Source organism: Lutimaribacter saemankumensis (assembly GCF_900100005.1).
GTDB classification, from domain to species: domain Bacteria; phylum Pseudomonadota; class Alphaproteobacteria; order Rhodobacterales; family Rhodobacteraceae; genus Lutimaribacter; species Lutimaribacter saemankumensis.
On the sequence record NZ_FNEB01000010.1, the window covers coordinates 38,230 to 57,481 of the forward strand.

18 protein-coding genes are annotated in these 19,252 nt (G+C 62.6%); 8 read left to right on the forward strand and 10 right to left on the reverse strand.

The features are described from left to right. Positions 1–54: 54 nt before the first annotated feature. From BLT50_RS16340 to pyrH, 9 genes are all read right to left on the reverse strand, one after another. Positions 55–672 (reverse strand): OmpH/Skp family outer membrane protein, encoded by a 618-nt coding sequence (locus tag BLT50_RS16340; protein ID WP_090029928.1) that lies wholly within the window; start codon positions 670–672, stop codon positions 55–57. After that, complete coding sequence (gene bamA / locus BLT50_RS16345) at positions 672–2,960, reverse strand: outer membrane protein assembly factor BamA (protein WP_245723427.1); 2,289 nt, start codon at positions 2,958–2,960, stop codon at positions 672–674. The genes BLT50_RS16340 and bamA overlap by 1 nt, the downstream gene beginning before the upstream one ends. Before the next feature lie 209 nt (positions 2,961–3,169). Beyond that, positions 3,170–3,295: a hypothetical protein gene (locus tag BLT50_RS19710; RefSeq protein WP_281241657.1), complete on the reverse strand. Its 126-nt coding sequence runs from the start codon at positions 3,293–3,295 to the stop codon at positions 3,170–3,172. A 92-nt stretch (positions 3,296–3,387) separates the two neighbouring features. Then, the gene (rseP, locus tag BLT50_RS16350) at positions 3,388–4,731 is read right to left on the reverse strand and encodes an RIP metalloprotease RseP (protein ID WP_090029930.1); all 1,344 of its coding nucleotides are present in this window, start codon (positions 4,729–4,731) and stop codon (positions 3,388–3,390) included. A 45-nt stretch (positions 4,732–4,776) separates the two neighbouring features. Next, entirely contained in the window at positions 4,777–5,949 is a 1,173-nt protein-coding gene (dxr, locus tag BLT50_RS16355; RefSeq protein ID WP_090029933.1) for a 1-deoxy-D-xylulose-5-phosphate reductoisomerase, read from the reverse strand. Further along, on the reverse strand, positions 5,946–6,740 hold the full coding sequence (locus BLT50_RS16360) for a phosphatidate cytidylyltransferase (RefSeq protein ID WP_090029935.1): 795 nt from the start codon (positions 6,738–6,740) through the stop codon (positions 5,946–5,948). Before BLT50_RS16360 ends, dxr begins: the two co-directional genes overlap by 4 nt. Then, entirely contained in the window at positions 6,737–7,483 is a 747-nt protein-coding gene (gene uppS, locus BLT50_RS16365) for a polyprenyl diphosphate synthase (protein ID WP_090029937.1), read from the reverse strand. Before uppS ends, BLT50_RS16360 begins: the two co-directional genes overlap by 4 nt. Beyond that, complete coding sequence (gene frr, locus BLT50_RS16370; RefSeq protein WP_090029939.1) at positions 7,483–8,046, reverse strand: ribosome recycling factor; 564 nt, start codon at positions 8,044–8,046, stop codon at positions 7,483–7,485. The genes uppS and frr overlap by 1 nt, the downstream gene beginning before the upstream one ends. Before the next feature lie 94 nt (positions 8,047–8,140). After that, positions 8,141–8,875: a UMP kinase gene (pyrH, locus tag BLT50_RS16375; RefSeq protein ID WP_090029941.1), complete on the reverse strand. Its 735-nt coding sequence runs from the start codon at positions 8,873–8,875 to the stop codon at positions 8,141–8,143. A 132-nt stretch (positions 8,876–9,007) separates the two neighbouring features. Here pyrH and miaA point away from each other — a divergent pair, with 132 nt between their 5' ends. The 8 genes from miaA (at position 9,008) to BLT50_RS16415 (ending at position 18,630) form a co-directional block, all read left to right on the forward strand. Continuing rightward, the gene (gene miaA / locus BLT50_RS16380) at positions 9,008–9,889 is read left to right on the forward strand and encodes a tRNA (adenosine(37)-N6)-dimethylallyltransferase MiaA (RefSeq protein ID WP_090029943.1); all 882 of its coding nucleotides are present in this window, start codon (positions 9,008–9,010) and stop codon (positions 9,887–9,889) included. 64 nt (positions 9,890–9,953) lie between these two features. Then, entirely contained in the window at positions 9,954–10,769 is an 816-nt protein-coding gene (locus BLT50_RS16385) for a helix-turn-helix domain-containing protein (protein WP_090029946.1), read from the forward strand. A gap of 223 nt (positions 10,770–10,992) precedes the next feature. Continuing rightward, positions 10,993–12,672: an ABC transporter substrate-binding protein gene (locus BLT50_RS16390; protein ID WP_090029948.1), complete on the forward strand. Its 1,680-nt coding sequence runs from the start codon at positions 10,993–10,995 to the stop codon at positions 12,670–12,672. A 113-nt stretch (positions 12,673–12,785) separates the two neighbouring features. Beyond that, entirely contained in the window at positions 12,786–13,832 is a 1,047-nt protein-coding gene (locus tag BLT50_RS16395) for an ABC transporter permease (protein ID WP_090029951.1), read from the forward strand. 15 nt (positions 13,833–13,847) lie between these two features. Next, on the forward strand, positions 13,848–15,293 hold the full coding sequence (locus BLT50_RS16400) for an ABC transporter permease (protein ID WP_090029953.1): 1,446 nt from the start codon (positions 13,848–13,850) through the stop codon (positions 15,291–15,293). Between the two features lie 96 nt (positions 15,294–15,389). Beyond that, complete coding sequence (locus tag BLT50_RS16405) at positions 15,390–17,483, forward strand: dipeptide ABC transporter ATP-binding protein (RefSeq protein ID WP_090029955.1); 2,094 nt, start codon at positions 15,390–15,392, stop codon at positions 17,481–17,483. 98 nt (positions 17,484–17,581) lie between these two features. Next, complete coding sequence (locus BLT50_RS16410; protein ID WP_090029957.1) at positions 17,582–18,127, forward strand: VOC family protein; 546 nt, start codon at positions 17,582–17,584, stop codon at positions 18,125–18,127. Positions 18,128–18,294: 167 nt separating this feature from the next. After that, positions 18,295–18,630: an antibiotic biosynthesis monooxygenase family protein gene (locus BLT50_RS16415; RefSeq protein ID WP_090029959.1), complete on the forward strand. Its 336-nt coding sequence runs from the start codon at positions 18,295–18,297 to the stop codon at positions 18,628–18,630. A 3-nt stretch (positions 18,631–18,633) separates the two neighbouring features. Here BLT50_RS16415 and BLT50_RS16420 read toward each other — a convergent pair whose 3' ends face one another. Then, on the reverse strand, positions 18,634–19,224 hold the full coding sequence (locus BLT50_RS16420; protein WP_090029961.1) for a lytic transglycosylase domain-containing protein: 591 nt from the start codon (positions 19,222–19,224) through the stop codon (positions 18,634–18,636). Between the last annotated feature and the right edge of the window lie 28 nt (positions 19,225–19,252).

The following is a 19,252-nucleotide window of genomic DNA, read 5'->3' on the forward strand; positions in this document are numbered from 1 at the left end:
TGGCATCGCTTGTCCCTAGCAACTCCCCCGGTCCGGGGCAAGCGCGGGGGCGCGTCAGTCGGCGGGTTCGTCCCTGGGCGCCGGTTCGGCCGGATCGGGGGACGTGCCGGTTTCATCCCGCGGGGCGGTTTCGTTTTCCGTCGCCTGCGCCGCATCCAGCCGGCTGATCGCCAATGCGGTTATGTCGATCGCTTCCAGCGTCAGCACGACCGAGCGGGTGTCGACGACCATCACCGCCCCGGTTTCCCGCACGATCTCGGTCAGCACGGGCAGGGCGGCATCGTCGAACCTCTTGCGCATCGCATCGCTCTTTTGTGTCAGTTCGACCGCCAGTTGCCGCCGCTCGGCGCGGATCTGTTCGACCTTGCGATCGAAGGCGCTGGCCGCCTCGCGAAAGGCGTCGGGCTCCATCGTGTCGCGCTGTTCCGTCAGCTCGATTTCCTCGGCTTCCAGTTCGGCCTCGATCTTGCGGTTCTCGGCTTCGAGCAGAATGCGTTCGGCCTCGAGTTCCGCCACGAGTTCCCGGCCAAGCTGCGAACCGGAGAAAAACCGATCGTAGTTGATCGACAGGATCGGGCTGCGGATCACCGGCTCGCCCTGGGACAGCGGCTGCGCCGCCACCGGCGGCGCAAACGCCATCAAGGCAGCCAGAAAGACTGCCCGCAGCGCCATCAGAACCGGGTCGAGATCGTGACGTCGAATTTCTGCTCGTCGTCGCGTTCCTCTTTTTGCAGCGCCTTGGAGAAGTTGAACCGCAGCGGGCCGATCGGCGTGTCCCAGAAGATCGACAAGCCGATCACGTGACGGAACGACTGGTCCTCATACAGAACGTTCGAGCTGCTGAAGGTGTTGTCCAGCCCCCAGACCGACCCGACATCGTAGAACGCGCCACCGCGAATGCCGTATTCCTCGGGCAGGCCCAGCGGGAATTCGGCTTCGAACTTGGCAACCGCGTAGATATTGCCGCCCAGCGCGTCGTCGATGACGTTGTTGGGATCGCTGTTGTCGAATTCACGCGGGCCGATGCCGTCCGGCGCAAAGCCGCGCATGATCGAGTTGCCGATCATGAAGCGGTCGGTGACGCGGCTGTTGCCATTGCGGAAGTTCAGCATCCCGCCCTCGATCGAGGCGCGCAGCGTCACTTCTTCGTTGGCGATCTTGGTTTCGAACGTGGCTTTCGCCTTGGTGCGGATGAACTTGCTGTCACCGCCAAGCCCGGCGAATTCCTGACCAAACTGCAGGCGGAAACCGGTATTCGGGTTCAGCCCGTTGATCCGGCTGTCATACGTGTAGTTATAGCCGAGCGCACTGGTCCAGACATCGCCCTGCGCGGCCTCGCGCGAGATGATCGTGCCCGAGGCGTCGAAACTTGGCGACAAGTCCTCGTAGTCGGCATCCATGTCCATCGTTTCGGCCAGGTAATACAGGTTCAGGCGTCCGCGTTCGCTGACCGGGAAGGTCAGGCCGGGGCGGAACCTGCCAAGACGCGTGTCATAGTTGGCGTTCTGGTTGTCGGTTTCGATGTAGCCGACATCCAGCCCGAATTCGAGATCGCGCCCGAGGAAGGCCGGTTCCGCGAATTGCAGACGGTAGATGCGGTTGTCCTGCGCACCCGAGATCGAGAAGGACAGCCTCTGCCCGCGCCCGAGGAAGTTCTCTTCCTCGAAGGAGGCGACCAGCGAGAAGCCGTTATTTGTCGAGAACGCACCACCGAAGGACAGCGACCCGGTGGGCTGTTCCTCGACATTCACGTCGATCACCACCTGGTCGGGGCTCGAACCTTCGCGGGCATCGATATCGGCATTCGAGAAGAACCCGAGCGCGCGGATACGTTCCGCGCTTTCGCGGATTTCGCGCGGGTTGAACGGATCGCCTTCGACGATCTTGAACTGGCGGCGCACGACGCGGTCGAGCGTGGTGGCGTTGCCTTCGATGTCGATGCGTTCGACGAAGACGCGCGGGCCACGCACGACGGCGAATTCCACATCCAGCGTCAGGTCGCGGTCATTACGGGTGATGCGCGGCTCGACCCGGATGAAGTTCAGCCCCTTCTGGATCGCCAGCCGTTCCAGCCGGGCGATCGAGTTTTCCACGATTGTCGGCGAATAGATGACCCCCGGACGCACGCGCAGAGCATCCTGGAATTCGTCGGCATCCACGTCGGGCAGTTCGGTCGTCGTGGTGATCTCGCCAAAGCGGAACTGCTGGCCTTCGTAGACGTTGAAGGTCAGGAAATAGCCGTCACGCTCGCGGGTAAGCTCGGCATTCACGGCTGTCGTGCGGAAATCTACATAGCCGCGCGAGTTGTAGAAATCGCGCAGAACCTGCTTATCGAACTCGATCCGGTCCTCGACGAAGGTGTCGCGGCGGATGAAGGCGCGCAGCAGGCCCGCCTGCTTGGTTTCCAGAACACGGCGCAGACGGCGGTCGGAATAGACCTGGTTGCCGACAAAGCCGATGCGCTCGATCTCGACAAGGTCGCCCTCGAAGATCTCGAACACGAGATCGACGCGGTTGTCGCTGCGGCGGATGATGCGCGGGGTCACGCGGGCGGCCAGGCGGCCGGCGGTGTTGTAGGCTTCGGCGATGCGGGTGGCATCGCGTTCCGCAACGGCCGCGCTGAACACACGGCGCGAGCGGGATTCGACAACGGTTTCCAGTACCTCGTCATCCAGCCGGCGGTTGCCTTCAAACGAAATGCGGTTGATCGTCGGGAATTCGGTGACACGGATGAACAGCGTGTTGCCGCGCGGCTCCAGCTCGACTGTTTCGAACAGGCCCGAGCCAAGAATGTTCTGATAGGCGTCGTTCAACTGCCCTGCCGACACCGTTTGGCCACGGGCGATTCCCGCATAGGACAGGATCGTCGCGGGTTCGATGCGCTGGTTTCCTTCGATTCTCACGTTGCTGAAGCGGTAGGTCTGCGCCTCGGCCTGATCGGGCAACGCGGCGAAAGCCATTGCAATAACAAGGAAAATGAACGCGCCTGCCCGGCGCAGTCTGGCGGTTGTCGTAACCGGGCCTCGGCCCAGCGCAGAAAAAGCGGCGATCATCGGTTCCCCCAGACAGACCTTCAGATGCATCCTGACTACTGGCAATAAAGCCCCTTGTCAAAACGCCAAACGCGCGCCGCATCGGGCGCGCGCTTGAAAGTCGGTCCTATGGGGGATCACAAACTGTAGAGGTAGGTCGCGAAAACGAGGCAGATATAGATGGTCCCGACGAAAAGGATGCGGTCCCAATTCAGCTTGACCAAGAGCCCGAGCCCCCGTGCACCTGTCTGGATCGTTTGCATGTCCGTTCCTCGCGTATTCTGCGTTCAGGACAGAAATTAACAATTGATTGTGGCACGAATTTGGCAGCGTGGCGTCAACCTGCCGTCACGGGTTATGGACAGAAGATGTCGTTTGTCAGCGCAAAGGCCATGAGCGACAGGATCACAACCAGGCCCATCGTCATCAACACGCGCAGAACCTTGTCGCTGGGCGGTTTTCCGGTAACGGCCTCATACGCATAGAAAACGAGGTGCCCGCCATCCAGCACGGGGATGGGGAACAGGTTGAGCAAACCCACAGCCGCCGAAAGCACGCCGATGAAATAGACAAAATTCATCGCGCCCTGGCTGGCCATCTGTCCCGACACTTCTGCAATCCCGATGGGCCCGGACATGTTGCAGCTGGAAATCGCACCGGTGATCATGTGCCACAGCCCTGACACCGAACCTTTCATGATGTCCCAGGTGCCGATCACGCCGCCCCACAGCGCCTCGCCAAAGCCCGGCGCCATGGTTGCGGGTTCGAACGCCATGCCGCCCACGATGCCGATGCGCCAGTTGGTCTGAAACCCGCCATCGGCCTGGGGCTCGTCCACACGGCGGGGCGCAAGGGTCATGTCGAGCGTTTCGCCTTGACGCCAGACAGTCAGGGCAAGCGGCTCTCCCTCGCCCGCCTCGACGCGTTCCTTGAGCTGCGAGAATGCGAAGATCGGCGTTCCATCCACAGCAGTGATGACATCGCCCACCTCGAGCCCGGCGGAAAAGGCCGCCGATTGCGGCGCAAGCTGCGTCACGACGGGCGGCAGCAGCCAAGGGCCGTCAAGCTCTATCCGCGACCCGCCGCGTTCGACCGTGTAGGTCAGGTTCGGCGCTTCGGGAAGTGACTCGATCAAGGCATCGAATGCGTTTTCTTCGTCGAAGGACGGGACCGCCTGGCCGCCGATCGCCACCAGAACATCACCTGATTGCAACGCGGTCGCCTGTGGAAGGGGCCGCATTTCCCCGACGGTCAGCGGATCGACCGCCACACCACGCGTCATTCCGACAGCGGTGAAAACGGCAATCGCCAGAACGAAATTGAAGATCGGGCCCGCCGCCACTGTGGCGGTCCGCGCCCAGAGCGGCGCCCCGGCCATCGTGCTGCGCTTTTCTTCGGGGCTCATGTCGCGCACCGCGGCGCCGTCAGGCGCGCTTGCCGCGTTGGCATCGCCGCGGAATTTCACATAGCCGCCGAATGGCAGGGCCGCGATCTGCCAGACCGTGCCGCGCTTGTCGGTTCGGGCATAAAGAACCGGACCGAAGCCGAGGGAAAAGATATCTGCGTGAATGCCCGACCAGCGGCCGACGATGTAATGCCCGTATTCATGGATCGCCACGATCAACGACAATGCGATCACAAATGCGACAAGCGTCCAGATCAACCCGCCGAACTGGGGAAGCAACGTCAGAATATCCAAAAGCCCGTCCTTTTTCTTGCCTGTCCTGCCCGTGTGCCCGCGCTGTCAGCCGCGCATGGCGATCTCGGCATCGACACCCTTACGTGCCAGATGGTCCAGCCGGGCCACGTTATCAAGGGTGATTTGGTCATTAACAAGGCCGGACTGGGACGTCAGCTTGTCCAGAACCCGCGCCACGATGCCGGCCATGTCGGTAAAGCCGATATGCCCGGCGATGAACGCATCCAGCGCGCGTTCCTTTGCACCGTTGAACACCGCGCCCGCCAGCCCGCCTTGGCGCATCACCTGCTGCGCCAGGTCCAGTGCCGGGTAACGCGCCGGGTCGGGGCTGCGGAAATTCAGCTGCCCGATGCGCGCCAGGTCCAGCCGCTCCACCGGCAAATCGACGCGGTCGGGCCAGTTCAGCGCATAGCCGATCGCGTGGCGCATGTCCGACGGGCCGACATGGGCCATCAGCGCACCATCGCGGAATCCCACCAGCGCATGAACCAGGGATTCCGGGTGGACAAGCACCTCGATCTGCCCAGGCGAAACGCCGAAGAATTCTTTTGTTTCAATAACCTCCAGCGCCTTGTTGAACATGGATGCGCTGTCGATCGTGATACGTTGCCCCATGTCCCAGTTCGGATGGCTGGACGCCTCGGCCACGCTGGCCTGCGCCAGTTTTTCCAGCGGCCAGTCGCGGAAGGCACCGCCCGACGCGGTGATGACGATCCGTTCGACTGCGGCGATGTCTTCGCCGACAAGGGCCTGGAAGATAGCCGAATGTTCGCTGTCCACCGGCAGGATGCGCGCGCCATGCCGCGCGGCTGTCGCCATCAGAAGCGGGCCTGCCGTCACCAGGGATTCCTTGTTGGCCAGCGCCAGCGTGGTGCCCTGCTCCAGCGCCTTCAGGCCCGGCGCCAGCCCGGCCACGCCGACGATGGCCGACATGATCCAGTCGGCCGGGCGCGTGGCAGCCTCGATCAGCGCCGCCTGCCCTGCCGCCACCTCGATACCCGTTCCGGCCAGCGCCGCGCGCAGGTCGTCCAACCGCGCAGGATCGGCTGTAACGGCCAGCTCCGCCTTCAGCCGCTTCGCATCTTCCGCAAGCCGCGCGATGTTCTGCCCACCGGTCAGCGCCACGACATCGAACCGCCCCGGATCGCGCGCGATCAGGTCTATCGTGTTCTGCCCGATCGATCCCGTGGCACCGAAAATCGACACGCGCCGCGTCATTGGAACAGCCCCAGAACCAGGACCACCAGCGCGCCGCCGATCAAGCCATCGAAGCGGTCCAGAAGCCCGCCATGCCCCGGGATCAGCGACGAACTGTCCTTGACACCGGCCCGGCGCTTTATGGCGCTTTCGGCGATGTCGCCCATTTGGGCCGCGAACCCCACGAACATCGAGAAGACAACAACCGTCAGCGGCTGCGCGGGCTTTTCGAAGAAATCGCTGAAGACATGCACGAAATAGAGTCCCACCAGCCCCGCACCGATCCAACCGGCCACCGTGCCGGACCAGGTTTTCTTGGGGCTGATCGCCGGCCAGAATTTCGGCCCGCCGATCATCCGTCCCGCGAAATAGCCTGCCACGTCCGAGGCGATCACGACGCAAAGCAGCCAGATCAGGAATTCGACCCCAAGCCCGTCGCGCATCCAGCACAGGCTGTACCCCGCCAGCAGGATCATCGGCGCATAGAGAAGCCAGGATTTTCGGTACGAACGGATCAGCACCGCCCCCAATGCCACGATGCCCGCGATCACTGGCAGCACCACGATCCCCGGCACGTAATTCAGCGCGATCATCACGGCGCCCGACAAGGCGCCAAGCTGCGCGGCGCGCCCATCCCCCTTACCGGTCAGCATGCGCACCAATTCCCAGATCATGACCCCGATCAGGAGGCCGGCAAAGACATGAAACCATAGTCCGCCCAGCCAGACCTCGACCCCGCCAATCGCAAGCATCGCCGCTGCAGAGGCGATACGCACCCACAGGTCATCCCATTTCGAGGTTGGGGCACTCATGCCGGGACAGCACCAAAGCGGCGTTCGCGGTTCGAGTAACTCTCGACCAGGGAGGCAAATTCCTGGCGCGTGAAATCGGGCCACAGCGTGTCGATAAATTCGTATTCAGCATAAGCTGATTGCCACAGCAGAAAGTTGGAAATCCGTGCCTCGCCGCTGGTGCGGATCACCAAATCGGGGTCTGGCAAAACGCAGGTATCCAAATACCTTGGCAGGGTTTCCTCATTCACGCTGGCAGGGTCCAGACGCCCGTTGGCCACGTCCTGGGCCAGGCGTTTGGTGGCGCGCGCGACCTCGTCGCGGCCACCATAATTCAGCGCGATCGTCAGGTGTACCAGATCGTTTTCGCAGGTCAGATTCTCAAGCTCGTCCATCATCGCGACCAGCTTGGCGTCCAGCCGCACCCTGTCGCCGATGAACCGAACCCGAACGCCGGCTTCACGCAGGGCGCGGGCCTCTTTGGTGATGTAGCGGCGGAACAAGTTCATAAGCCCCGCCACCTCGACCTGGGTCCGTTTCCAGTTCTCGGTCGAAAAGGCAAAGATCGTCAGATACTTGACGCCCAGATCGGGGCAGGCCTCGACGATTTCGCGCACCCGGCGCGCCCCGGCATGGTGGCCGAAAAGACGCGGCCGGCCACGCTGAGTCGCCCAGCGGCCGTTTCCGTCCATGATGATGGCGACATGGCGCGGGCCGCGCCCGATATCGGGGATGGGTTTCAAGGGTTCCGCGCCGCCGTCCATCAAACCTGCATGATCTCGGCTTGCTTGGTTTCCAGCGCCTCATCCACCGACTTGATGTAGCGGTCGGTCAATTCCTGCACCTCGGTTTCCCAGAATTTCTGATCGTCCTCGGACACCTGATCCTTGGCTTTCTTGATCTGGTCCATGCCATCGCGGCGCACGTTGCGGATCGCGACGCGGGCATGTTCGGCATATTGCGCGGCCACGCGGCCCAGTTCGCGGCGGCGTTCCTCGTTGAGTTCGGGGATCGGCAGCATGATGATCGTGCCGTTGGTCTGCGGGTTGATACCCAGGCCCGAATTCATGATCGCCTTTTCCACGGCGCTGACCAGGGATTTGTCCCAGACGTTGATCGTCACCATGCGCGGTTCGGGCACATTCACCGTACCGAGCTGGTTGATCGGGGTCTGCTGGCCATAAGCCTCGACCACCACGGGCTCCAGCATCGTGGCCGAGGCACGGCCCGTGCGCAGCGATGCGAATTCGGTTCTCAGCGATCCCATCGCGCCTTGCATACGGCGCTCGAGGTCGGCGGTATCCAGTTCAAAGTCTTCGTCGGCCATCTGCTCGTCTCTCCCCAAAGGGCTTGTCTTCGCCCTTGCTATACCCCCAAGACGCGCAGTTTGTATAGGGCCGAGCTTTGGGCAATTGCGCCTGTTAGCCGTGGACCTTGGTATAGGTGCCCTCGCCCGCAAGGATACCGCGGAACCCGCCCGGCTCATCCAGGCTGAACACGATGATCGGCAGATTGTTGTCGCGCGCCAGGGCGATTGCACTGGCATCCATCACGCCAAGGTGCTGCTGCAGCACGTCGTCATAGGTGATCGTGTCGTACCGCGTGGCATCATCGAATTTCTTGGGATCCTTGTCATAGACCCCGTCCACCTTGGTCCCCTTGAAGATCGCCTCGCAGGTCATTTCGTTGGCGCGCAGCGTGGCGGCTGTATCGGTGGTGAAATACGGGTTGCCGGTGCCGGCGGCAAAGATGCAGACCCGCTTTTTCTCAAGGTGGCGCACGGCGCGGCGGCGGATATAGGGCTCGGCCACCTCGTCCATGCGGATGGCGCTGATGACGCGGGTGTAGACGCCGATCGCCTCGAGCGCGGATTGCATGGCCAGCGCATTCATCACGGTGGCGAGCATCCCCATGTAGTCGGCGGTCGTCCGTTCCATCCCCTGCGCGCTGCCGGCAAGGCCGCGAAAGATGTTGCCGCCGCCGATGACCATGCAGATTTCGACCCCCATGTCGTGGACCGACTTCACCTCTTGTGCGATTCGCTGGACGGTAGGCGGATGCAGGCCGAAACCCTGGTCGCCCATCAGCGCCTCCCCCGAAATCTTCAGCATCACGCGTTTGAAAGTGGCTTTCGGGGATTGGGCTGCGTCATTCATCGCGGTGCTTTCCGTGCCTTATGTCTGGATCGCCCGCAAAATGTCGGAAAACGCGTCCGGGTTCAATGCGAGTCGTCGCGGTTTCGGCTTTGGCTTTTGAAACCGCGCGGTTTTGCGGCTAAATCGCGCGGCATGGAGTATCTGAACACCCTACCCGCGGACCGCCCCGTCCTGATCGCCGGCCCGACTGCCAGCGGCAAGTCGGCGCTTGCCCTGCGTATTGCGGAAACCGCGGGCGGCGTGATCGTCAACGCCGACGCGATACAGGTGTTCGCGTGCTGGCGCGTGCTGACGGCGCGTCCCGATGCCGCGGAAGAAGCCCGCGCGCCGCATCGGCTTTATGGCCATGTGCCTTGCGATTTTGCCTATTCGGTGGGGCATTGGTTGCGCGAGGTCGCGGAAATTCTGCAAGGTGACGGGCGGCCGATCATCGTGGGCGGCACGGGGCTCTATTTCCGCGCCCTGACCGAAGGACTGGCAGAGATTCCGCCGACACAGCCGGAAATCCGGGCCGAGGCCGACGCCCGGCTGCGTTCGGACGGGTTGGAGGCCATGTTGTCCGATCTCGATGCACCCACCGCCGCGCGGATCGACCGGCAGAACCCGATGCGGGTGCAGCGCGCATGGGAAGTTCTGCGCGCCACGGGGCGCGGGCTGGCCGACTGGCAGGATGACACACCACCGCCCCTGCTGCCGCTGGATGCCACGACGCCGCTGCTGGTCGAGGCCGGCAAGGATTGGCTGAACGCCCGCATCGCACGGCGTTTCGACAAGATGCTGGACGAGGGTGCGCTGGACGAGGCGCGTGCCATGCTGCCGCGCTGGGACGCAACGCTGCCCGCAGCCAAGGCAATCGGCGCGCCTGAATTGATCGCCCATCTGCGCGGCGAGCTGTCATTGGACGCCGCGCGCGAGGCGGCTACGATCGCAACACGGCAATTCGCCAAGCGGCAGCGCACATGGTTCCGCGCCCGGATGGGCGGATGGACGCGGATTGCCGCCGAGACGCTTTGATTTCGCCATTGTTTTTTGCGACGACTGTCTGAACCGCAACCGCAGCCTTCCGTGTGACCACCCTATGCAGGATCATTCGTCACTTCCGGCCCCGGCCATCCAGACCATCGTTCAGTTCGCCGGGGGGGCGCCCTGGCGGCTGGAACTGCTGCATGCGCATGATCATGACGTGCTGTTCTGGATCACGCGCGGCCAGGGCCGTGCGATCGTCGAAGGCACAAGGCGCGGGATCGGGGCGCATAACGCGCTTTTCCTGCCTGCGGGCACGCTTCACAGCCTGGAACTGGGGCCGCAAAGCTTCGGCCTTGCTCTGAGCCTGCCGGACGGACCCGCGCACGGGTTCGGCCGCATGGCGCGTCACTTGCGTATCCGTGACCAGCAGGCGCAAGCCGACCTGACGGCGATCCTGGATGCGATGCAGCGCGAGAACGGTCGGCGCGCTGCCCTTCAGGATCGGGCCATGGCCGCACATGCGCAACTGGTTGCCGTCTGGATGCACCGTCAGGAAATCGACCCGCCCACCGTTCGCGACACCGCCGCACAGCGGCTGGTGGCTGCCTATTGCGATCTACTGGTGCGCCGGCACCGCAGCGGTGCCAGCATGGCGGACCTGGCCGAAGCCCTGGGCGTCACGCCGACCCATCTCAGCCGGAGCTGCAAGCAGATGTGCGGGCTGACCGCGGCCGAGATGCAGACTCAGGTCACGCTTCACGCCGCGCGCGACTTGATCGAAAGCGGGAAAACGCCCCTTTCGGGCATCGCAAATCACCTCGGATTCGGTAGTGCTGCTTATTTTTCCCGTTTCATCACGCATCACACCGGCAAAACCCCCAGCGCCCTGCGACAAGCCCGCGCGGCGGTTTCAAAAAGTCCCGCCTAGGGGATTTTCAGGTTGCACCATCGCCCTATGTCGTTTTTGTATTACCGAAATGTCGCTTTCGGTAAGCGAAATGACGATTGCGAGCGTTGACGCATGGGAAAAACTCGTGCCGAATGCCTGCAAAGGAGGGGATGCAAACGCCGCTAGAGGCGGAGGGGTGGCATGTGCCGGCCCCGGCATATCATCCAAAAAGACCAAACCACTGTGTCACAGGGAGAAAAAGATGACGCAAACCAATAGTGTAACCGAGACCGTGCACGATGCGGCGAAGATGTACGCAGAAGAGTTCAAGGCAGGCAAACTCAGCCGCCGCGAATTCCTGACGCGCACGACCGCTCTGGGTGTCTCGGCTGCGACCGCCTATGCGCTTGGCGGCCTTTCGCAGCCGGCCAAGGCGGCCGCACACGGCACCCCGAAGCGTGGCGGAACGATCCGCATGCAAATGGAAGTGCGCGCATTCAAGGATCCGCGCACCTATGACTGGACCCAGATCGCCCACCTGACCGCGGGCACGCTGGAATACCTGGTCGAATACAACAACGACGGTACGTTCCGCGGCATGCTGGTGGAAAGCTGGGATGTGAACGACGACGCGACCGTCTACACCATGAATGTCCGCAAGGGCGTGAAATGGTCGAACGGCGACGATTTCACCGCCGAAGACGTGGCCCGTATCTTTACCGACTGGGCCGACAAGTCGGTCGAAGGTAACTCGATGGCAGCGCGCGTTGCATCGCTGATCGACGACGAAACCGGCAAGGCCGCCGACGGCGCCATCGAAGTGGTCGACAGCCACACCGTCCGCCTGACCTGCAAGACGCCCGACATCACCATCATTCCGGGCATCGCGGATTATCCGGCAGCCGTCTATCACAGCAGCTTCGACCCGAACGCCGACATCACCACGCTTGTGGGCACCGGGCCGATGAAGGTCGAAAGCCTCGAGGTTGGCGTCAAGGCCGTGCTGGTCAAGTCGGGCCATCCCTGGTGGGGCGACGAAGCCTTTGAAGAGGGTGGGTTCTACGCGGACTCGATCGAATATATCGACTACGGCACCGATCCGGCGGCCTGGGTTGCCGCGGCCGAAGCCGAAGAAGTCGACATGTTCTATGAAACAGTCGGCGACTACATCGAGATCATGGACGGCCTGGGCTGGAACAAGTCCGAGGTTGCCACCGGGTCGACCATCGTGGTGCGTCCCAACCAGTTGGCCGAAGTCGACGGCAAGCAGATCTATGCCGACAAGCGGGCGCGTCAGGCGCTGGCCATGGCGGTGGACAATGCGGTCTGCCTTGAACTGGGCAACTCCAACAACGGTGTCGTGGCCGAAAACCATCACGCCGCCCCGGTTCACCCGGAAACCGACCCCGATGTGGGCCGCCTGCCCTATGATCCGGCCAAGGCCAAGGAACTGTGGGATGCCGCCGGCATGACCGATGTCGAGATCGAGCTGCACTCGATCGACGACGACTGGCGCAAGAACACTACCGATGCGGTCGCCGCGCAGCTGCGCGACGCCGGCATCATGGTGAAGCGCACGATCCTGCCCGGTTCGACGTTCTGGAACGACTGGACGAAATATGCGTTCAGCTCGACCAACTGGAACCACCGCCCGCTGGCCACCCAGGTCTGGGGCCTGGCCTATCGCTCGGGCGAGGCGTGGAACGAGTTCGGCTATGCCAACCCCGAGTTCGACGCCCTGCTGGCCGAGGCGAACGCGATCGCAGATGCCGACAAGCGCCGCGAGGTGGCGGGCAAGCTGCAGGCGATCCTGGTCGAGGATGGCGTGACGATCCAGCCTTACTGGCGCTCGCTGTATCGCCACTTCAACGACAAAGTGACGAATTGCGACATGCACATCGCCTACCTGCCGCAGATCTACAAGTGGTGGGTCACGGCCTAAAAGGATCGGGGGCGCGGATGAAAACGCGCCCCCTTTCGTCTGTCCTGGCGGCATCGCCGCCACAAGCAAAAAGACCCACAAACCGGGTCACCTAGCCACCAACAGGGGCACCAATGGGACTTTTCATTTTGCGCCGCGTCGGGGTCATGATCCTGACCGCTCTATGTCTGACCTTCGTCGTGTTCTTCATGACGAACTTGTATCCGAACCTCGAAAAACTGGCCAAAACGCAGGGCAACTTCCGCATGTCGGATGAAGCCGTGGCAAGCTGGCTGGAAAAACGGGGCTACATGCAATCGACACCCAAGAAATACGCCGAATGGCTGGGGGTCGTGCCATCCTACCGCTTCGAGGCGGAAGACGGCACCGTGACCGGGCGATGCATCGACCCGGGCGTTGACCCGGCAGACGCGCCGAATTTCTGCGGTATCCTGCAGGGATACTGGGGATATTCGACGGTTTTCAAGGAACCGGTGTCCGAGATCGTATCCACGCGACTGGGCCTGACAGGCGTGCTGATGTTCTGGGTGATGCTTCTGATGGTGCCATCGGCGCTGATCCTGGGTGTTCTGGCGGGCATGCGGGAAGGCAGCGCGACGGACCGCACCCTTTCGACATTCGCCATCACGACCACGGCGACGCCGGAATACGTGTCGGGCGTGATCCTGATCGCGGTTTTCGCGTCCTCGGCAGTCGGGCTCAAATGGTTCAAGGGCACGGCCGCAAGCGCCATGGAAAGCCCGAACTTCGAGAACTTCTTTCTGCCGGTGCTGACCATCGCGCTTTACGGCATGGGGTACATCGCCCGGATGACACGGGCCTCGATGGCCGAGGTCATGACCGCGCAATACATCCGCACCGCGCGGCTGAAGGGCGTAAGCTTTCCCAACATCGTGATGCGGCACGCGCTGCGCAACGCGCTGATCGCGCCCTTCACTGTCATCATGCTGCAGTTTCCATGGCTGCTGAACGGCGTCGTGATCGTCGAGACCCTGTTCAACTACAAGGGCTTTGGCTGGACGCTGGTGCAGGCGGCCGGCAACAACGACATCGAATTGCTGCTGGGCGTTTCCGTGGTGTCGGTGATCGTCGTCCTGGTGACGCAGCTCATATCCGATATCGGGTATGTCTATCTCAACCCGCGCATCAGCGTAACCTAAGGGAGGGCCGGTATCATGGAAGAACTTACCTGGACCGGATCGCTCGGGGATATCCTTGACCCGATCCTTTTCGTGCTGGTGCCCGTGTTCGTGGCGCTGGTCGTGCTGCGCATCGCGGTGTCGGTGCTGCTGCCCGCCCCCACCATGCAAACCAATCCCGACGGCACACTGAGCGCCGTCAGCGGCGGCCCCGCCGTTTGGGTGCCGAAGCTGTCGAACCTGTCGGGCCTTCTGCTGCTGGCGCTGGTGCTGGCCTACCTGATCGTCGGCGCGATCATGGGTGCGCCGGGCGCGGGCATCATCGGCGGCATGAGCCAGCAACTCGTGCCGGTCTGGATCGCGCTGGTGGTGCTGTTCGCGGTCTCGATCAACTTCAAGCGCCGGCTGGGCCTCTATGGCAAGCTGTTCGACAGCACGATCGGGATGATCGGCTTTGGCCTTGTCATGTTCTGGGTCTTCGTCGGGGCCTTCGCGGCCGTCGACATGCTGCTGACCCACGCGCCGCTGGATCAGGTATCGGGCATGAAGAACAAGGTGCCGGGCACACCGCTGCGGGGCGCCGAAGAAGGTGAATTCCAATGGTATCTGCTGGGTGGCGACGCGCTGGCGCGCGACGTGTTCAGCCGGATGCTCAAGGGATCGACCATCGTGATCGCGATTGCACCGCTTGCGACGCTTTTCGCCTTCATGGTGGGGATCACGCTGGGCCTGCCGGCGGGTTACTACGGCGGTAAGCTGGACACGTTCCTGTCGTTCCTCGCGAACCTGATCCTGGCCTTCCCGGTGATCTTGCTGTTCTACCTGCTGGTCACGCCCGAGATCGTCGCCACGGGCCTGCCGCAATACATGGCGGTGGTTCTGTTCGTGTTCCCGCTGATCTTTTCCGCTGTGCTGATCAACTCGCGATACGGCGGGCAACCCGGCAAGAACTGGACTTACCTGGCCATCGTGCTGGTGCCTTTGTTCCTGCTCTACATGTCGGTGATCAACGCCAACGATTCCAAGATCGATTTCTGGCCGCTCGATTTCTTCGACATCGCGCCGGGTATCCTAGTGGTCTTTGTCTCGGTGGTCTTCGTGAACTCGCCCACGGTGTTCCGCATCGTGCGCGGCCTGGCGATGGACATCAAGACGCGCGACTACGTGGCCGCGGCCCAAACCCGTGGTGAAGGCCCCTGGTACATCATGCTGTGGGAAATCCTGCCAAATGCGCGCGGTCCGCTGATCGTCGATTTCTGCCTGCGTATCGGCTATACCACGATCCTTCTGGGAACCCTTGGCTTCTTCGGGCTGGGCCTGCCGCCAGAAAGCCCCGACTGGGGGTCCACGATCAACGAGGGCCGCAAGCTCTTGTCGATCTACCTGCATCCCGCCCTGCCCCCCGCGCTGGCGCTGCTGAGCCTTGTTCTGGGGCTCAACCTGCTGGCGGACGGGCTGCGCGAGGAAAGCCTGAAGGACTGATGAAGAACTCCGGGGGGCCAGCCCCCCGGACACCCCGGATATTTCCGGCAAGAGGAAAGCGACAAGGCTTTCCCGGCTGACAGGGAGATAACAAGAATGAGCAAACTGGCTGATTACGACGGTCCCATCCTCGAGATCGACAAGCTGTCGATTTCGTTTTTCACCCGGCTGCGGGAAATCCCCGCCGTGATGGATTTTTCCTGCGTGGTGCAACCGGGCGAGGCGATGGGCCTTGTCGGTGAATCGGGCTGCGGGAAATCCACCGTGGCGCTTGGGGTCATGCAGGACCTGGGTGTGAACGGGCGGATCGTCGGCGGGTCCATCAAGTTCAAGGGCCGCGACCTGAGCGAAATGAGCACGGACGAGCTGCGCGACATCCGCGGCAACGAGATCGCGATGATCTATCAGGAGCCGATGGCCAGCCTGAACCCGGCGATGAAGATCGGCAAGCAGCTGATGGAAGTGCCGATGATCCACGAAGGCATCGGCGAGAAAGAGGCCTATCAGCGTGCGCTCGAGGTGGTCACGGACGTGAAGCTTCCCGATCCCGAACGCATCCTGAAATCCTATCCTCACCAGCTTTCCGGCGGTCAGCAGCAACGCATCGTGATCGCGATGGCGCTGATGTCCAAGCCCTCGCTGCTGATCCTCGATGAACCGACGACGGCGCTTGACGTGACGGTCGAGGCGGCGGTCGTCGAGCTGGTCAAGGACCTGGGCAAGAAATACGGCACCTCGATGCTGTTCATCAGCCACAACCTCGGGCTTGTGCTGGAAACCTGCGACCGGATCTGCGTGATGTATTCGGGCGAGGCAGTGGAAACCGGCAGCATCGCGGACGTGTTCGACAAGATGCAGCACCCCTATACGCAGGCGCTGTTCCGGTCGATCCCTCTGCCGGGCGCCGACAAGAACGCCCGACCGCTCAAGGCTATTCCGGGCAATTTCCCCCTGCCCCACGAACGCCCGCCGGGCTGCAATTTCGGGCCGCGCTGCGATTACTTCGCGAAGGGTCTCTGCGATATCGACGAGCGGGTGCCGATGGTGGACATTCCCGGCGACGACCGGCACAGGTCGCGTTGCCTGCGCATCGACGAAATCGACTGGCACGCCCCGATCGAGGCCTCGACCGAAACAGCCAAGACCGAGCCTGGCGATGTCGTGCTGCGGATGGACAAGCTCAAGAAATACTACGAGGTCGCGGCCAACGCGCTGTTCGGCGGCAGCGGGGCGACCAAGGTGGTCAAGGCCAACGAGGAGCTGTCCTTCGAGGCACGCGAATCCGAAACGCTGGCCATCGTGGGCGAATCCGGCTGTGGCAAATCGACCTTCGCCAAGGTTCTGATGGGGCTGGAAACGGCGACCGACGGGCAGATCCTGCTGGACAACCGCAACATCGAGGCCACGCCGATCCAGGCCCGCGACACCAAGACCGTGGCCGATGTACAGATGGTGTTCCAGAACCCGTTCGACACGCTCAACCCGTCGATGACGGTGGGCCGGCAGATCATACGCGCGCTCGAAGTGTTCGGCGTGGGCAAGAACGATGCCGAACGGCGCGACCGGATGCTGCAATTGCTGGACCTTGTAAAGCTGCCCCGCGCCTTTGCCGATCGCATGCCGCGCCAGTTGTCGGGCGGTCAGAAGCAGCGCGTCGGCATCGCCCGCGCCTTTGCCGGCGGCGCCCGCATCGTTGTGGCGGACGAACCCGTTTCGGCGCTCGACGTGTCGGTCCAGGCGGCGGTGACGGACCTGCTGATGGAAATCCAGCGCGAGAACAAGACGACGCTGCTATTCATCAGCCACGACCTGTCGATCGTGCGCTATCTCAGCGACCGGGTGATGGTGATGTATCTGGGCCATGTCGTGGAACTGGGCACCACCGAACAGGTCTTTGCACCGCCCTACCACCCCTATACCGAGGCGCTCCTTTCCGCCGTGCCGATCGCCGACACCAAGGTGGAAAAGCAGCATATCGTTCTCGAAGGCGATATCCCGTCGGCCATGAACCCACCGCCCGGCTGCCCGTTCCAGACCCGCTGCCGCTGGAAGGACAAGGTGCCAGGGGGGCTGTGCGAGAAAGAGGTGCCGCCCCAACGCACCATGGCGGAGGGCCACCAGGTCAAATGCCACCTGTCCGACGAAATCCTCGCCGGAATGGAACCCGTCATCAAGGTCGCGGCAGAGTAGACCCCAAAGGGCCGCCCCGTTCGGGCGGCCTTTCTTTTTGCTTGTTGGTTACAAATGTAACCGTTACGCCCTCAACCAATACGCCAAAGGAGGGCCCCATGAAGATCGAGAAAATCCACCACGTCGCCTATCGCTGCAAGGACGCCAAGCAGACCGTCGAATGGTATCGCGACATGCTGAACATGGATTTCATGCTGGCGATCGCGGAAAACCGCGTGCCGTCTACCCATGAACCCGACCCGTATATGCACGTCTTCATCGATGCGGGCCAAGGCAACGTCCTGGCGTTCTTCGAACTGCCGACGAAACCCGAAATGGGCCGTGATCCCAACACACCGGAATGGGTGCAGCACATCGCCTTCAAGGTGAAGGACCGCGACGAGCTGGTCGCCTACAAGGATCATCTGGAAAAGAGCGGGGTCGAGGTTCTGGGCGTCACGGATCACTCGATCTTTCATTCGATCTATTTCTTCGACCCGAACGGACACCGCATCGAACTGGCCTGCCCCGATCCCGAAGAGGACGCGATGCTGGCGAAACTGGACGCGGTGAAATGGGACATGCTCGAAGAATGGAGCCGCACGAAAAAGGCGCCGCGCCACGCCGACTGGATGCATGCGAAGGAACTTGAAGGGCTGGAATGATCCTTCATCTTGCCGGAAATACTCCGGGGAGTGTGAGGGGCAGCGCCCCTCACCCATGAACAAGACTGCGCGCCGCAGGCGCACCACTGGCCCAGTGGTCCAGGCCGGGCTTGCGCCCGGCTTGCCATCGGCATTAGCCTTCGCGCACCAGCACGAAGGATACCCCGTTGGACCGCTTTGCCCCCCTGCCTGATCCTCCCTACTACGCCGTCATCTTTTCAAACCAGCGCGCCGATGGCGATCACGGCTATGCCGCCATGGCCGAACGCATGGCCGATCTTGCGGCCGCTTCTCCGGGTTGCATCGGCATGGAAAGCACACGCGACGAACAGGGGTTCGGGATCACCGTCAGCTATTGGACGGACGAGGCGGCGATCCTGGCGTGGAAGGAAGATGCGCATCATCTGGTCGCCCAGCAACTGGGCAAGGACAGGTGGTATGAACATTACCGCCTGCGCGTGGCACGGATCGAACGGCAATATAGCGGGCCCGAAGGACGCTGAAGCTCAGCTGCCCCAGATGACGCGCACGTAGTTGCGGGTTTCGTTGAACGGCGGCACACCGCCGTATTTCTTGACCGCCCCCGGCCCCGCGTTATACGCGGCCAGCGCCAATCGCCAGTTTCGAAATTCGCGGTATTGCTCGGCCAAATAGCGCGCGCCACCGTCCAGGTTCTGATAGGGATCGTGCGGATCGACACCCAGCTTGGCGGCCGTGAACGGCATAAGTTGCGCCAATCCGATCGCCCCCTTGTGGGACCGGGCCCTGGGATTGAACCGGCTTTCCTGGTGGACCAGCCGCAGGAACAGATCCTCGGGGACGCCGTGCCGGCGCGCGGCGTCGCGGGCCATCTGCAGGTATGGGCCGTTATAGCGGCCCTCGTAGCTTTCGACATCGTCGCCCCAGATGGTCGGGGTCATGACCTTTTGCGGCTGCAGCCGGACAGAGCTGTTGTATTGCTCGGCCGCCCGCGTATCGAGAACCTTGGTCTGCGAGCGGAACAGTTTCGTCCGCGACTTGGACGACAAGACATCCGCCGTCGCCGCACCGGACATGGTCACGCCGCAAATCAGGGAAACAAGCACAGTTCTACGCATATTCCGAAAGCCCCCCAGAACTTCCGGC

Bases quoted from the DNA above. Each gene is read 5' to 3' on its own strand.
- BLT50_RS16340 (WP_090029928.1), bottom strand. From the start codon at position 672: ATGGCGCTGCGGGCAGTCTTTCTGGCTGCCTTGATGGCGTTTGCGCCG.
- bamA (WP_245723427.1), bottom strand. From the start codon at position 2,960: ATGGCTTTCGCCGCGTTGCCCGATCAGGCCGAGGCGCAGACCTACCGC.
- BLT50_RS19710 (WP_281241657.1), bottom strand. From the start codon at position 3,295: ATGCAAACGATCCAGACAGGTGCACGGGGGCTCGGGCTCTTGGTCAAG.
- dxr (WP_090029933.1), bottom strand. From the start codon at position 5,949: ATGACGCGGCGCGTGTCGATTTTCGGTGCCACGGGATCGATCGGGCAG.
- BLT50_RS16360 (WP_090029935.1), bottom strand. From the start codon at position 6,740: ATGAGTGCCCCAACCTCGAAATGGGATGACCTGTGGGTGCGTATCGCC.
- uppS (WP_090029937.1), bottom strand. From the start codon at position 7,483: ATGGACGGCGGCGCGGAACCCTTGAAACCCATCCCCGATATCGGGCGC.
- frr (WP_090029939.1), bottom strand. From the start codon at position 8,046: ATGGCCGACGAAGACTTTGAACTGGATACCGCCGACCTCGAGCGCCGT.
- pyrH (WP_090029941.1), bottom strand. From the start codon at position 8,875: ATGAATGACGCAGCCCAATCCCCGAAAGCCACTTTCAAACGCGTGATG.
- miaA (WP_090029943.1), top strand. From the start codon at position 9,008: ATGGAGTATCTGAACACCCTACCCGCGGACCGCCCCGTCCTGATCGCC.
- BLT50_RS16385 (WP_090029946.1), top strand. From the start codon at position 9,954: ATGCAGGATCATTCGTCACTTCCGGCCCCGGCCATCCAGACCATCGTT.
- BLT50_RS16390 (WP_090029948.1), top strand. From the start codon at position 10,993: ATGACGCAAACCAATAGTGTAACCGAGACCGTGCACGATGCGGCGAAG.
- BLT50_RS16395 (WP_090029951.1), top strand. From the start codon at position 12,786: ATGGGACTTTTCATTTTGCGCCGCGTCGGGGTCATGATCCTGACCGCT.
- BLT50_RS16400 (WP_090029953.1), top strand. From the start codon at position 13,848: ATGGAAGAACTTACCTGGACCGGATCGCTCGGGGATATCCTTGACCCG.
- BLT50_RS16405 (WP_090029955.1), top strand. From the start codon at position 15,390: ATGAGCAAACTGGCTGATTACGACGGTCCCATCCTCGAGATCGACAAG.
- BLT50_RS16410 (WP_090029957.1), top strand. From the start codon at position 17,582: ATGAAGATCGAGAAAATCCACCACGTCGCCTATCGCTGCAAGGACGCC.
- BLT50_RS16420 (WP_090029961.1), bottom strand. From the start codon at position 19,224: ATGCGTAGAACTGTGCTTGTTTCCCTGATTTGCGGCGTGACCATGTCC.